Consider the following 14,630-nt stretch of genomic DNA (forward strand, 5'->3'; position numbering starts at 1 on the left):
TCTCGATACATCTCCCTCAGGTCGACACTCGAACTGACAAGTCAAAATTTAAATTCAGCTTAAATGAGTTAAAATCTCTTTTAATACTATTTGAGTTGCAAAAGTTCTGTTGTTGGCTTGTTCAATAACAAGAGAATTATCACTATCTAAAACAGCGTCTTCCGCTACTACATTTCTTCTAATAGGCAAACAGTGCATAAACTTAGCATCTCCAATTTTTTCTTTGGTAATCATCCAGTTGGGGTCTTCATTTAGTATGTTACCATACTCATTAAAAGAACTCCAGTTTTTAGCATAGATAAAGTCGGCATTTTCAAAAGCTTTCTCTTGATTGTATTCTATAGGAAACTCTTTCGTAATTTCAGAATCTAACTCGTATCCTTTTGGATGCGTTATAACAAATTCTACATCCATTTTGTGCATCAAGTGAACAAAAGCATTGGCAACCGAATGTGGTAATGCTTTCGGGTGTGGAGCCCAAGACAACACAACTTTAGGTTTGTCAACTTTTTTAGTTTCCGTAATAGTAATCGCATCTGCCAAGGCTTGCAACGGATGGTCAGTAGCGCTTTCCATATTGATAACAGGTACCGTAGCGTATTTTATAAAACTGTTGAGTACAATTTCAGAAGTGTCTTTTTCTTTGTCTTTCAACGTTGGAAAAGCTCTTACTGCAATCATATCTGCATACTGAGAAATTACCATGGCAGCTTCTTTAATATGCTCTGAAGTGCTTAAATTCATCACAGTACCGTCTTCAAACTCCATATTCCAAGCATTGGTAATGTTTAACACGCTTACCTCCATACCTAAGTTTTTAGCCGCTTTTTCGGTACTTAACCTTGTACGTAAACTAGCATTGAAAAAAAGGATGACTAAAGTTTTATGTTGTCCTAAATCAGCAAACTGATGGGGATTTTCTTTTAATTGAATTGCCTTTTGAATGGTATCTGAAAGGTTTTCAATGTCGTTTAGGCTGGTGTATTTTTTCATGACAGTTCCTTTTTTAAAGCTTCAAAAAACACATTGATATGTTGCTTTTGAATGGTTAATGGGGGAAGGATTCTTAATAAGTTAGGGTTCTTAGCGCTCCCTGTGAAAATATGATGTTTGAATATTAGGTTCTTTCTTAGCTCAGCAATAGGGAAATTGAATTCTAATCCTAACATTAAACCTCTTCCTTTTACAGTTGTTATCTGCGGAATAGAAGCTGCTTGTTCCATAAAATACGCAGCAATTTGTTGTGCATTTTCCATCAATTGCTCTTTTTTAATGGTTTCAAGAACAGCTAAGGAAGCAGCACAGGCTAAGTGATTTCCACCAAAAGTAGTTCCAAGTAAACCGTAAGATGCCTCAATACTTGGATGGATTAAGATTCCCCCAATAGGGAATCCATTCCCCATTCCTTTTGCCATGGAAATGATATGCGGAGTAATGCCGTGTTTTTGAAAAGCAAAGAAATCACCCGTTCTACCAAATCCGCACTGAATTTCATCAGCAATAAGTAAGGTGTTGTATTGTTTACATAGGTTTTCTAATCCTTGGTAAAAAGCAGTTGAAGCTTCGTCCAATCCGCCAATACCTTGAATAGTTTCTATAATAATAGCACAAACATCGTTGCCTTGTAACGCTTTTTCAACACCTACTAAATCTTCAAATTCTAAAAAGATAACTTCTTGCTGCGCATTTATGGGTGCTACAATCTTAGGATTGTCGGTTGCTGCTACTGCAGCAGAAGTACGCCCGTGAAACGAGTTCTTAAAAGCGATTACCTTTTGTTTACCAGTATGAAAAGACGCTAGTTTTAAAGCATTTTCATTGGCTTCAGCTCCCGAATTGCATAAAAATAGTTGATAATCTTTACAGCTAGATATGTTTTCTAGTTGTGAAGCTAACTCAACTTGTAACGGATTTTGAATCGCGTTGCTATAAAAGCCTAGTTTGCTTACTTGCTCACTGATGTTTTTTACATAGGTAGGATGTGAGTGCCCGATAGAAATTACGGCATGTCCGCCATATAAATCTAAATATTCTGCGCCTTTATCGTCGTACACATATACATCGTTGGCGGTTATTGGGGTTATATCAAATAGAGGATATACATTAAATAAACTCATTAGTTTTCTTTTTTTATGGTGTTAATCTTGTTGAATGAGGCTACCATCCCTTGTATTAAAGCGGCACTTAAGCCTTTGTGTTCCATTTCATTCAAACCTTCAATGGTACAGCCTTTTGGAGTGGTAACTTTATCGATTTCTTCTTCAGGATGATTTCCTGTGGCTATGAGTAGGTTGGCAGCACCTTCACTGGTATGCATAGCGAGTTCTTGTGCTTCTTTTGCATCGAAACCTAACTGAATAGCGGCTTGTGTAGTTGCCCGTATTAAGCGCATCCAAAAAGCAATTCCACTAGCACATATTACGGTGGCTGCTTGCATTTGATCTTCAGGAATAATCATAGAAGTTCCTAGCTGATTGAAAATAGCTGTAGCTATTTTTAAATCTTCCTTCTTTTGAGTATTACCACTAAGACAAGTCATCGATTTTCCAACGGCAATAGCAGTATTAGGCATGGCTCTGATAATAGTAGTATCTGAACCAATCAGCGTTTCCATTTTTTCAATAGAAAAACCAGCAACTGTAGAAATTACTTTATGATTGTCTGATAACAGAGGAGCAGTTTCTTTTAAAAGAGCTTCTAAATGTGTTGGTTGTACAGCAAAAATTAATACATCAGATGCTGTGATTGCTTCCTTGTTATTAGAACTAATGAAAACGTTGGGTACCTCTTTAAGTTCATTGAGTTCTTCAATATTTCTCTTGGTTAAGAAAAGTTGAGAAAACGAATTGTTTTGTATTAATCCTTTAGCGATTGATTTTCCTAAGTTACCTGTTCCTATAATTGCTATTTTCATTTGAGAAAGTTTAGATTATATATTTTGTATTATTCATTTCTTGTATTAAGACATTCATCTTGGTTTACCTAATCCCTCTGTGAGGGTTAGAAATAAGTTGCCTTTAACTGTAAACCCGTATCTTCTTTAAAACTAAACATTAGGTTCATATTCTGAACTGCTTGTCCAGAAGCTCCTTTTAATAGGTTGTCAATAATACTTGTTATCAGTAGTTTATCTTCATGTTTGTGTAAGTGAATTAAACACTTATTTGTGTTTACCACTTGTTTTAAATGCAGGTCATTATCAGCAACATGCGTAAAAACTGCATTCTTGTAATAGTCAGCATACAGTTGCTGTGCCTCTTTTAAACTCCCTTCAAAATGTGTGTATAACGTAGCATAGATACCTCTAGAAAAGTCCCCTCTGTTAGGAAGAAATAATACTTCTGAATTAAAACTAGATTGAAGTGTATCTAACGTCTGATTAATTTCTCCCAAATGCTGATGGGTAAAAGGTTTGTAATAGGAAAAATTATTATCTCTCCACGTAAAATGTGTGGTAGCTGATAATGAAGTTCCCGCACCCGTTGCACCAGTAACTGCATTGATGTGTACATCACCTTGTAACAAATTAGCATCTGCCAGTGGAAGCAATCCTAATTGAATTGCGGTAGCAAAACACCCCGGATTTGCTATGTAAGAAGCACCTTGTATCGCTGTTTTTTGAAGTTCAGGTAAACCGTATACAAACTCTTTTCTTTGAAAAGAGTTATCAGTTTTTAATCTGAAATCATTTCCTAAATCAATAATCTTTGTGTGGTCTGAAAAGGTATGAGCTTCTAAAAACTTTTTAGAATTTCCATGTCCTAAGCATAAGAATAGTACATCTATGTTCTCATTGATTGTATTTGTAAATGTTAGCTCAGTGCTACCCACTAAATCCTGATGTATGTTCGCTATTTTATTACCAGCATTGGAAGTGCTATACACAAAATTGATAGTAGCTTTTGGATGTTGTAACAATAGTCTTACTAACTCACCAGCTGTATATCCTGCACCACCTATAATTCCTACTTGTATCATATTGTTTGTTGTTTTAAATAGTAGAATCAGTTTCCATTTATAAGATCATCACGTCGTTATCACTCCTCATGATGACAGTTTTGTCATTGTGAGCCTTTCGACTGTCGCTCAAGACAGGCTCAAGCGTGGCAATCTGCTCATTGTTTATCGATAACTGTTTACTGTCTATTGATTCACTTGTTGATATATCTTATTTTGGTTTCCTAAGATTTTAATAAAACCTTTAGCATCTTCAGCGGTCCAACCTTTGTTAAGCTCTCCATAGCTACCAAATTTGGCATTCATTAAATCGTGTGGAGAAGCAATTCCGTCTAATGTAAAGTGATAAGGTTTTAGTGTAACAAAAACATCACCCGTAACTTTTGATTGACTGCTTTCTAAAAAAGCTTCCATGTCTCTCATCACAGGGTCTAAATATTGACCTTCATGCAAGTGCATTCCGTAAAAATTAGCCAAATACTCTTTGTGTTGTAATTGCCATTTGGTTAAGGTGTGTTTCTCTAACAAATGATGCGCTTTGATAGTAATTAACGCAGCAGCAGCTTCAAAGCCAACTCTTCCTTTAATTCCTACAATGGTGTCACCCACATGAATATCTCTTCCAATCCCGAATTTTGAGGCTATAATATTTAGCTCCTCTATATTTTGTACAGGGGGCTTTTTGTCGTCATTAATAGCAACGAGTTCGCCTTTAACAAAAGAAAGTTTTACCTGTTCTGGTGTTGTTTTGGTTATTTGTGAAGGGTAGGCATATTCAGGTAATGGTAGTTCAGAAGTTAAAGTTTCCTCACCACCAACACTAGTTCCCCACAACCCTTTATTTACAGAGTATTTAGCCTTTTCCCACGAAAGATCGATTCCATTATTCTTTAAATATTCAATTTCTTCCTGTCTTGAAAGTTGTAAATCTCTAATAGGTGTGATGATTTCAATTTCTGGAGCTATCGTTTGAAAAATCATATCAAATCTTACCTGATCGTTTCCTGCACCTGTACTACCATGAGCGATACAGTCAGCACCTATACTTTTGGCATAGTTTACAATTTCAATAGCTTGTACAATTCTTTCAGCACTTACAGAAAGGGGATAGGTATTATTTTTTAATACATTTCCAAAGATTAAATACTTTACTACCTTCTTGTAAAAATCATTAACAGCATTAATGTTTTTATAGGTAGCTACTCCCATTGTATAGGCATTTTCTTCAATTTTTTTAATTTCTTCGGAAGAAAATCCACCAGTATTCACACTAACAGCATGAACTTCGTATCCTTGTTTTGATAAGCTTACCGCGCAGTATGAAGTATCTAAACCTCCACTGTATGCAATTACTAATTTTTTCATTTTTTGTCTTTTTTTAGGAAGATGCTCTCCTTAATTCTTTTAAGTCTTTGAAAGACTTTCTCCTTTACTTTTATGTTTTGAGATTTTTTGTTAGGATCGTATAACATACCAGTACACAAGCACATTTTTTGTTGTGTACGTTGTAAGACATCGTAGTTTTTGCAGGTTTGACAACCATTCCAAAAAGATTGATCTTCTGTAAGTTCAGAAAAGGTAACAGGCTTATAACCCAATTCGCTATTGAGCTTCATAACTGCTAAGCCTGTAGTGATACTAAATATTTTAGCGTTAGGGAATTTTGCTCTGGAATGTTCAAAAACTACTTTTTTTATTTGCTTGGCTAAACCAATACCTCTGTAATCTGGATGAACAATTAATCCTGAATTAGCTACAAATTTGCCATGACTCCAAGCTTCGATATAGCAAAAGCCAGCAAACTTATCGTCATCTAAAGCAATAACTGCGTTACCATTTTCTAGTTTTGTAATAATATATTCTGGTTTTCTTTTAGCAATTCCTGTGCCTCTAACCAGAGCAGCTTCGTCAATAGTTTGACAAATAATTTCAGCATACTTACTATGCGATTGATCAGCAATAACAATTCTCATTGAAATTGATTTTAGATAAACATTTTGTTATAAATCGGTGGTTTGAAAAGAAGAACCGGACGCACCTAGGTTCCCAAAAGAAGTAGCACCCTTACGGGCGACGTCGGATAAAAATAGGTCGTACAACAACTGCGTTATTGAAAACAATAACAAGAGTTAGTAACGATATAAAAATGTAGATTATAGAAATCAAAAGGATAAAAATAAAATTATACAATACTCAGTTTTGTGCAAGGAAAGACTAGCGTCGGTTGAAAAACCGCACTAAGAAACTGGGTATATTGTTGTATATTTTATTTGTTTGCATAATGGCGCAAATCTATAAAATAAATTTTGATTAATGCTATATAAAAAATAAAAAGTTTTATAAGTGTAAGTAATACAGAGGGTTAGTGAGTGTTTTTTCTAGAAGGGGAATAAAAAAGTTAAAAAAATATTAGGATAACTAAAAAATAATTTCAAATATTTGTGGCAACAGATGAAAAAACAAATTTTAAATATCATTTCTATTATTGTCATTGTGATTATTTCACAAGGATAAGGAAGCGGTATTTAATAGTTTAACATATAAATTATAAGAAGGCTTCCTAAATTTAGGAAGCCTTTTTTGTTGCAAAAAGCATGAATCAATTTTTTAACATCGTGGTAATTATTATTGTCATTATTAGCTCTCCACCGAGTTGATACAGATGGTTATTACCTATAAAAAAGCCTGTATCTAACTCAAGATACAGGCTTTTTTTATGCTTCTGAATATCATAATGAATAGGTGTTAAATATTTGGTTTTGAGTTTTTTAAGTGTTTTTGTGAGTAAATGAGAATCATTGAAGCCTTAAAATAGAAGAAAGTAAAGTAAAAAGCGAAAAATAATTTTGAACAGTAAAAACAACTAAAAATGTACTATAACGAGGAAACAGTAATTTTTTTCAACGGAGAGTTTATCAAAGCAAAAGATGCTAGCGCTAATTTGTATAGCCAGAGTTTACACTACGGAAACGGAGTTTTCGAGGGAATTAGAGCTTACAATACAACCGAGGGAGCTAGAGTCTTTAAGTCTTATGAGCATTACAAAAGACTAAAGTTTGGCGCAGAAGTAATGAATATTCAATTAGATTATTCAGAAGAAGAACTCACACAAATTACGTATGAATTATTAGAGCGTAATGGTTTGAAAGATGCATACATCCGTCCGTTAGTCACTACTGGAGCCGATATGAGTTTGTTGACTTCTAAAGAAACAAACCTAATTATCCAGTGTTGGGAATGGGGAAAATACATGGGCGATAAATTACTACGTGTAAAAACGTCTTCATTCCAACGCCCGAATCCGAAATCATGTTTTGTAGAGGCTAAAGTAACAGGACACTACACAAATTCAATATTATCAACCAACGAAGCAAAAAATAATGGGTATGATGAAGCACTATTATTAGACATGAACGGTAATGTAGCAGAGTGCTCAGGAGCCAATGTTTTTATGCAAAAAGATGGAAAGTTATACACTCCACCAAGAGGTCATATCATGGCTGGAATTACACGTGCTACGGTTATCGATTTGTGTAAGGAAGAAGGAATACCTGTTGAAGAAAAGCACTTTAAGTTAGAAGAATTAAAACAGGCAGATGCTTGTTTTTTTACAGGAACAGCAGCCGAAGTAGTAGGATTACAATCGTTAGACGATTATCAATTTCCACTAGCGTGGGAAAAGTCACACGGACACAAATTAATGAAATTATATAAAGACGAAGTATTGGGCTTACGTCAAAAAAGAAAAGCAAGTTAACATGGAACTAAACAAATTTAGTAAACAAGTAACACAAGATGATACACAACCTGCTGCACAAGCAATGTTGCATGCCATAGGCTTATCAAAAGCAGATTTAGAAAAACCGTTGGTAGGAATAGCAAGTACAGGGTATGAAGGAAATCCGTGTAATATGCACCTAAACGATTTGGCAAAATTGGTAAAAGAAGGAACCGAAAATGCTGATTTGGTTGGATTGATATTTAATACCATTGGTGTTTCTGATGGAATTTCTATGGGAACTCCGGGGATGCGCTATTCACTACCATCTCGTGATGTAATTGCCGACTCTATGGAAACCGTAGTGCAAGCAATGTCGTATGACGGACTGGTAACCGTAGTAGGATGTGATAAAAACATGCCAGGAGCATTAATGGCAATGTTGCGTTTAAATCGCCCTTCTGTTTTAGTGTACGGAGGAACAATTGCTTCAGGGTGTCATGAAGGAAAAAAATTAGATGTAGTATCAGCTTTTGAAGCATGGGGAGAGAAAGTTGCAGGAACGATTACAAAAAAAGAATATCAAAGTGTAATTGAAAAAGCATGCCCAGGAGCAGGTGCTTGCGGAGGAATGTACACTGCAAATACCATGGCATCAGCGATTGAAGCGTTGGGAATGAGTTTACCATACAATTCATCCAATCCTGCAATTAGTGATAACAAAGAGCAAGAATGTGTAAAAGCAGGTGAAGCACTACGTGTATTACTTGAAAAAGATATCAAACCATCAGACATTGTTACTAAAAAATCTTTAGAAAATGCGGTACGATTGGTAACAGTTATGGGAGGTTCTACTAATGCGGTATTACACTTTTTAGCGATAGCAAGAGCTGCAGGAGTGAAGTTTACCTTAGAAGATTTTCAACGTATTTCTGATGAAACTCCATTTTTAGCCGATTTAAAACCTAGTGGGAAATATCTAATGGAAGACGTACACAGAGTAGGTGGAACACCTGCAGTTTTAAAATATCTACTAGAAAAAGGTTTGTTGCATGGAGAGTGCTTAACAGTAACAGGTAAAACATTAGCCGAAAATTTAACTGCAGTTCCGAGTTTAACAGACGGACAAGATGTAATTAAACCTACAGAACAGCCTATCAAAGCTACTGGACATTTACGAATGCTCTACGGAAATTTAGCTAAAGAAGGTTCTGTAGCAAAAATAACAGGAAAAGAAGGATTGTATTTTTCTGGAAAAGCAAAAGTATTTGAAGGAGAATATGAAGCTAATGACGGAATACGAGACGGAAAAGTAGCAAAAGGTGATGTTGTAGTAATCCGTTACGAAGGCCCAAAAGGAGGTCCTGGAATGCCAGAAATGCTAAAACCAACTGCTGCTATTATGGGAGCAGGGTTAGGTAAAGAGGTTGCTCTAATTACTGATGGTCGTTTTTCAGGAGGAACTCACGGATTTGTAGTAGGGCATATTACACCAGAAGCACAAGAAGGTGGTGTAATTGCTTTGGTAAAAGATGGAGATACCATAACCATCAATGCAGAAACCAATACAATAAACTTAGCTGTTTCTGAAGAAGAATTAGCAAAGAGAAAACAAGAGTGGACAGCTCCTCCTTTAAAAGTAAAAAGAGGAGTACTATATAAATATGCAAGAACAGTAGCATCAGCGTCCAACGGATGTGTAACAGACGAATTTTAATCGCAGGGCGATAGCCAGAGTCTTGCCTAAAAGTTTGATTTTTAGAAAAAGACATGAGAATTAAGATTCAATACTAGACCTAGTAGTCTTAAAAAATCAATAAAATAACTAAGCATATAGCTAAAAGCTAAAAGCATAAAGCTGAGTTTATGGAAACAAAAACGAAACAACAAACAGAACAAGAAACAACACAAAAAGTAACCATTACAGGTGCAGAAGCTGTAATCAAATGTTTATTAGCTGAAGGAGTCGACTTGTTATACGGATATCCTGGTGGTGCTATTATGCCAGTTTATGATGAGTTGTATAAATATCAAGATAAATTGCATCATGTATTAACACGTCACGAGCAAGGAGCCACACATGCAGCACAAGGATATGCAAGAGCTACAGGTAAAGTTGGTGTAGCCATGGCAACTTCGGGTCCAGGAGCAACGAATTTAATTACAGGTATTGCCGATGCACAAATTGATTCTACTCCAATGGTATGTATTACAGGGCAAGTAGGAGCACACTTATTAGGATCTGACGCGTTTCAAGAAACGGATATTGTAGGTATTTCTACTCCTGTTACCAAATGGAATTATCAGATAACGAAAGCTAGTGAAATTCCTGAAGTAATGGCGAAAGCATTTTACATTGCTCGCTCAGGACGACCAGGACCGGTGTTGGTTGATATCACTAAAAATGCACAGTTTGAAGAGTTTGATTTTGAATATAAAAAATGCACTTCAGTGCGAAGTTATCAACCTGTTCCAAATATGGATATTCTAAGTGTTGAAGCAGCGGTTGAGTTAATTAATAATGCAGAAAAACCGTTTGTAGTTTGGGGGCAAGGTGTGATTTTAGGTGAAGCAGAAGAAGAATTTAAAGCGTTTATAGAAAAAGCAGGAATTCCATCAGCAAGTACTTTGTTAGGCTTATCTGCTTTACCAACTAAGCACCCGTTACACGTTGGTATGGTAGGAATGCATGGTAATTATAGTCCGAATAAACTTACCAATGAGTGTGATGTGTTAATTGCCATAGGAATGCGTTTTGATGATCGTGTTACAGGTGATTTAAACCGTTATGCGAAGCAAGCAAAAGTTATTCACTTTGAAATAGACCCTGCGGAAGTTGATAAAAATGTAAAAACTGATGTAGCTGTTTTAGGAAATGTAAAACAAACTTTAGCAGCAGCGCTTCCTCTTTTAGAAGAAAATTCACACAAAGAGTGGTTGCAAGAGTTTAGAAATTTAGATGCGGTAGAATTTGATAATGTCATAAAAAACGACCTGTTTCCAACCAAAGATGGTTTAACAATGGGAGAGGTTATCAAGCAAATTAATGAAGCATCAAAAGGGAAGGCTATCGTAGTTACCGATGTAGGGCAACATCAAATGATAGCGAGTCGCTATGCAGAATTTAACCAAACTAAAAGTAATATTACTTCAGGCGGATTAGGAACCATGGGATTTGCTTTACCTGCAGCTATTGGTGCTAAAATGGGAATGCCAGAGCGTGAAGTAGTAGCAGTAATAGGTGATGGTGGTTATCAAATGACCATACAAGAGCTAGGAACTATTTTACAAACCAAAGCAGCAGTTAAAATTGTGGTGCTAAACAATGAGTTTTTAGGCATGGTACGTCAATGGCAACAGTTATTTTTTGATAAACGATATGCTTCAACTGTAATGACCAACCCTGATTTTGTTGCGATAGCTAAAGGGTACCATATGGCAGCGAATAGAGTAACTAAAAGAGAAGATTTGGCAACTGCTGTTCAAGAAATGATACAATCTAAAGAAGCTTACTTCTTAGAGGTTTGTGTAGAAAAAGAAGATAATGTATTTCCTATGATTCCAACAGGGGCGTCAGTATCAGAAGTTCGATTAAAATAAGAAAATATGAATACAAAAAACACCTATACAATCTCAATATACACAGAAAATAATATTGGATTATTGAATAGAATATCAGCAATATTTCAACGAAGACATATTAATATAGAAAGTATTAATAGTTCTTCATCAGAAATAAAAAGTGTTTCTAGAATTACACTTTTAGTAAAGATTACTGAAGAACAAATGAAAAAAATTATCGGGCAGATAGAAAAGCAAGTGGAAGTAATTAAAGCTTTTTACCATACTGATGAAGAAACGGTGTATCAAGAATCGTGTTTGTTTAAACTAAGTACAGACTTATTGACCGATAACGACGATATCCAAACAATTATCAATCAAAGTAAATCAAGAGTCATTAATGTGAACAAAAACTTTTTTGTCCTTGAAAAATCAGGAAGTAAAGAAGAGGTAGAAGAACTCTATCACATTTTAGACAAACATGGTATTAAGCAATTTGTTCGTTCAGGAAGAATAGCTATTACGAAAGAAGAAATGCCAGTATCAAAACTATTACAATTAATAACAGCATAAACAAACAACACAAATAAAAATGAAAAATTATTTCAACCAATTATCATTAAGAGAACAATTAGAACAATTAGGAAAATGTAGATTTATGAAAGCTGATGAGTTTTCAGACGGAACAGCAGCATTAGAAGGTAAAAAAGTGGTAATTGTAGGATGTGGAGCACAAGGATTGAATCAAGGATTAAATATGCGCGATTCTGGTTTAGATATTTCATACGCATTACGAGAAGCAGCAATTAAAGAACAACGTCAATCGTATAAAAACGCAACTGAACACGGTTTTACTGTAGGAACTTACGAAGAGTTGATTCCAACTGCTGATTTGGTGTGTAACTTAACACCAGACAAACAACATACGCAGGTAGTAAATGCAGTAATGCCATTAATGAAATCTGGGGCGACTTTATCATACTCTCACGGATTTAATATTGTTGAAGAAGGTATGCAAGTACGTAAGGATTTAACAGTAATTATGGTAGCCCCTAAGTGTCCTGGAACAGAAGTAAGAGAAGAATACAAACGCGGATTTGGAGTACCAACGTTAATCGCTGTACATCCTGAAAATGATCCTGAAAATAAAGGTTTAGCACAAGCAAAAGCCTATGCATTTGCTACAGGTGGTAATAAAGCAGGTGTGTTAGAATCATCGTTTGTTGCTGAGGTAAAATCAGACTTAATGGGAGAGCAAACCATTTTATGTGGGGTGTTACAAACAGGGTCTATCTTATCATTCAATAAAATGGTTGAAGAAGGAGTAGCACCAGCATATGCTTCTAAATTAATTCAATACGGATGGGAAACTATTACCGAGGCTTTAAAACATGGAGGAATTACCAATATGATGGATCGTTTATCGAATCCTGCAAAAATTAAAGCCTACCAACTTTCCGAAGAATTAAAAGAGGTACTAGAGCCTTTGTTTAATAAACACATGGATGATATTATGTCTGGTCATTTTTCAAAAACGATGATGGAAGATTGGGCGAATGACGATGTAAATTTACTAACATGGCGAGCAGCGACAGGAGAAACTCAGTTTGAAAAAACAGCGGCAACTTCCGAAGAAATTTTAGATCAAGAGTATTTTGATAAAGGAACTTTGTTAGTAGCTTTTGTAAAAGCAGGAGTAGAATTAGCCTTTGAAACCATGGTGAAATCAGGAATCATTTCTGCATCGGCTTATTACGAATCACTACATGAGTTACCACTAATAGCAAACACTGTTGCTCGTAAGAAATTATTTGAAATGAACAGAATTATTTCTGATACTGCTGAATACGGATGTTATTTATTTGATCATGCAGCGAAACCGTTGTTGACTGATTTTATGAAACAAGTAAGTACTGATGTTATTGGAAAAGAGTACAGCACTTCCAATGAAGTAGATAATCTTGAATTAATTAAAGTGAATAAAGCAATTCGAAATCATCCTATTGAAGAAGTAGGAGCAGAGTTGCGTGAGGCAATGACTGCAATGAAAGTAATCAAAACAAGCGTCAATCAAGAAGAACCTGTTTTAGCATAACACTATGGAAGTTCAAAAAGAAACTTATTTTCCAAAATTAGAAGCAATACAACAAGCTGCTGCGACTTTACAAGAAGTCGTAGCAGTTACCCCGCTGCAAGAAAACTTTAACTTATCGCAACAATTCAATGCAAATATCTTTTTGAAGAGAGAAGATTTACAGCAAGTCCGTTCATATAAAATAAGAGGAGCCTATAATAAAATTAGTTCCTTAACAGAAGATGAATTAGCAAACGGAATCGTATGTGCTAGCGCAGGTAATCATGCACAAGGAGTTGCCTTAGCGTGTAGAAAAAAAGAAATCTATGGTACTATATACATGCCAGCACCTACACCAAAACAAAAGGTAGAACAAGTAAAAATGTTTGGTGGCGATTTTGTAGATATTCAGTTAATAGGAGATACATTTGATGATGCTTACAAGGCAGCAAAACTTTTATGCGATAGTTTACAAAAGACTTTTGTACATCCATTTGATGATGAAAAAATTATAGAAGGACAAGCAACCGTTGGCTTAGAAATTTTAGAGCAATCACAACAACCTATCGACTATGTTTTTGTACCTGTTGGAGGTGGTGGATTGGCTTCTGGTTTGTCAAGTGTTTTTAAATTATTGTCTCCAAAAACGAAGATTATAGGAGTAGAGCCTGCTGGAGCACCTTCGATGAAAAAATCGTTAGAGGAAAATAACAATATTAAGCTTGATAGCATTGATAAGTTTGTAGATGGTGCAGCAGTTCAGCAAGTAGGGGAGTTAACCTACAGAATTTGTCGAGAAAATTTGTCAGATATGATTACCGTTCCTGAAGGAAAAGTGTGTCAAACGATATTAGAAATGTATAATAAAGAAGCCATTGTAGTAGAACCTGCAGGAGCTTTGACCATAAGTGCACTTGATTTTTACCAAGACGAATTAAAAGATAAAAATGTAGTATGTGTTATTAGTGGAAGTAATAATGATATCACTCGTACTGCCGAAATAAAAGAACGCGCATTGTTGTACGGTAAATTGAAGCATTATTTTATTGTTCGTTTTCCACAACGTGCTGGAGCTTTAAAAGAGTTTGTAGCTGAGGTGTTAGGAGAAAATGATGACATAACTTTTTTTGAATACTCTAAAAAGACGAACAGAGAAAACGGACCAGCTGTGGTAGGAATTGAGTTAGAGAAAAAAGAAGATTTGCAACCATTAATTCGTAGAATGAAAGAGCGCAGTTTTTATGGTGAATACCTAAACGATAAACCGAATTTATTTGAGTTCTTAGTGTAATTTTTATTAGGACTGTCTAAAAAACAGCG

Annotated in this window: 12 protein-coding genes; 6 read left to right on the forward strand and 6 right to left on the reverse strand. The window is 35.4% G+C overall.

Annotation, left to right across the window (positions count from 1 at the left end):
* Positions 1-54: 54 nt before the first annotated feature.
* The 6 genes from C8N27_RS10255 to C8N27_RS10280 all read right to left on the reverse strand — a co-directional run bounded on the left by C8N27_RS10255 (position 55) and on the right by C8N27_RS10280 (position 5,930).
* Complete coding sequence (locus C8N27_RS10255; RefSeq protein ID WP_121147272.1) at positions 55-993, reverse strand: Rossmann-fold NAD(P)-binding domain-containing protein; 939 nt, start codon at positions 991-993, stop codon at positions 55-57.
* Entirely contained in the window at positions 990-2,117 is a 1,128-nt protein-coding gene (locus C8N27_RS10260) for an aspartate aminotransferase family protein (protein ID WP_121147273.1), read from the reverse strand. The genes C8N27_RS10255 and C8N27_RS10260 overlap by 4 nt, the downstream gene beginning before the upstream one ends.
* A complete protein-coding gene (proC, locus tag C8N27_RS10265; protein WP_121147274.1) occupies positions 2,117-2,914 on the reverse strand; it encodes a pyrroline-5-carboxylate reductase in 798 nt (265 codons plus the stop codon). The genes C8N27_RS10260 and proC overlap by 1 nt, the downstream gene beginning before the upstream one ends.
* 86 nt (positions 2,915-3,000) lie before the next feature.
* Positions 3,001-3,978, reverse strand: a complete 978-nt coding sequence (gene argC, locus C8N27_RS10270) for an N-acetyl-gamma-glutamyl-phosphate reductase (RefSeq protein WP_121147275.1) — start codon at positions 3,976-3,978, stop codon at positions 3,001-3,003.
* Positions 3,979-4,143: 165 nt separating this feature from the next.
* A complete protein-coding gene (gene argG, locus C8N27_RS10275; protein WP_121147276.1) occupies positions 4,144-5,322 on the reverse strand; it encodes an argininosuccinate synthase in 1,179 nt (392 codons plus the stop codon).
* On the reverse strand, positions 5,319-5,930 hold the full coding sequence (locus C8N27_RS10280; protein ID WP_121147277.1) for a GNAT family N-acetyltransferase: 612 nt from the start codon (positions 5,928-5,930) through the stop codon (positions 5,319-5,321). Before C8N27_RS10280 ends, argG begins: the two co-directional genes overlap by 4 nt.
* Positions 5,931-6,826: 896 nt before the next feature.
* On the opposite strand from C8N27_RS10280, the gene C8N27_RS10285 reads away from it, so the two are divergent.
* The 6 genes from C8N27_RS10285 (at position 6,827) to ilvA (ending at position 14,601) form a co-directional block, all read left to right on the forward strand.
* Positions 6,827-7,714: a branched-chain amino acid transaminase gene (locus tag C8N27_RS10285; protein WP_121147278.1), complete on the forward strand. Its 888-nt coding sequence runs from the start codon at positions 6,827-6,829 to the stop codon at positions 7,712-7,714.
* Between the two features lies 1 nt (position 7,715).
* Positions 7,716-9,392, forward strand: a complete 1,677-nt coding sequence (gene ilvD / locus C8N27_RS10290; protein ID WP_121147279.1) for a dihydroxy-acid dehydratase — start codon at positions 7,716-7,718, stop codon at positions 9,390-9,392.
* Between the two features lie 149 nt (positions 9,393-9,541).
* The gene (gene ilvB, locus C8N27_RS10295; protein WP_121147280.1) at positions 9,542-11,275 is read left to right on the forward strand and encodes a biosynthetic-type acetolactate synthase large subunit; all 1,734 of its coding nucleotides are present in this window, start codon (positions 9,542-9,544) and stop codon (positions 11,273-11,275) included.
* 6 nt (positions 11,276-11,281) lie between these two features.
* Positions 11,282-11,809, forward strand: a complete 528-nt coding sequence (gene ilvN / locus C8N27_RS10300) for an acetolactate synthase small subunit (RefSeq protein ID WP_121147281.1) — start codon at positions 11,282-11,284, stop codon at positions 11,807-11,809.
* Positions 11,810-11,828: 19 nt separating this feature from the next.
* Positions 11,829-13,331: a ketol-acid reductoisomerase gene (gene ilvC / locus C8N27_RS10305; protein ID WP_121147282.1), complete on the forward strand. Its 1,503-nt coding sequence runs from the start codon at positions 11,829-11,831 to the stop codon at positions 13,329-13,331.
* A gap of 4 nt (positions 13,332-13,335) precedes the next feature.
* On the forward strand, positions 13,336-14,601 hold the full coding sequence (gene ilvA, locus C8N27_RS10310; RefSeq protein ID WP_121147283.1) for a threonine ammonia-lyase IlvA: 1,266 nt from the start codon (positions 13,336-13,338) through the stop codon (positions 14,599-14,601).
* Positions 14,602-14,630 lie beyond the last annotated feature (29 nt).

The organism is Tenacibaculum discolor (genome assembly GCF_003664185.1).
Lineage (GTDB): Bacteria > Bacteroidota > Bacteroidia > Flavobacteriales > Flavobacteriaceae > Polaribacter > Polaribacter discolor.

Bases quoted from the DNA above. Each gene is read 5' to 3' on its own strand.
- proC (WP_121147274.1), bottom strand. From the start codon at position 2,914: ATGAAAATAGCAATTATAGGAACAGGTAACTTAGGAAAATCAATCGCT.
- C8N27_RS10280 (WP_121147277.1), bottom strand. From the start codon at position 5,930: ATGAGAATTGTTATTGCTGATCAATCGCATAGTAAGTATGCTGAAATT.
- C8N27_RS10285 (WP_121147278.1), top strand. From the start codon at position 6,827: ATGTACTATAACGAGGAAACAGTAATTTTTTTCAACGGAGAGTTTATC.
- argC (WP_121147275.1), bottom strand. From the start codon at position 3,978: ATGATACAAGTAGGAATTATAGGTGGTGCAGGATATACAGCTGGTGAG.
- ilvC (WP_121147282.1), top strand. From the start codon at position 11,829: ATGAAAAATTATTTCAACCAATTATCATTAAGAGAACAATTAGAACAA.
- C8N27_RS10260 (WP_121147273.1), bottom strand. From the start codon at position 2,117: ATGAGTTTATTTAATGTATATCCTCTATTTGATATAACCCCAATAACC.
- C8N27_RS10255 (WP_121147272.1), bottom strand. From the start codon at position 993: ATGAAAAAATACACCAGCCTAAACGACATTGAAAACCTTTCAGATACC.
- ilvD (WP_121147279.1), top strand. From the start codon at position 7,716: ATGGAACTAAACAAATTTAGTAAACAAGTAACACAAGATGATACACAA.
- argG (WP_121147276.1), bottom strand. From the start codon at position 5,322: ATGAAAAAATTAGTAATTGCATACAGTGGAGGTTTAGATACTTCATAC.
- ilvA (WP_121147283.1), top strand. From the start codon at position 13,336: ATGGAAGTTCAAAAAGAAACTTATTTTCCAAAATTAGAAGCAATACAA.
- ilvN (WP_121147281.1), top strand. From the start codon at position 11,282: ATGAATACAAAAAACACCTATACAATCTCAATATACACAGAAAATAAT.
- ilvB (WP_121147280.1), top strand. From the start codon at position 9,542: ATGGAAACAAAAACGAAACAACAAACAGAACAAGAAACAACACAAAAA.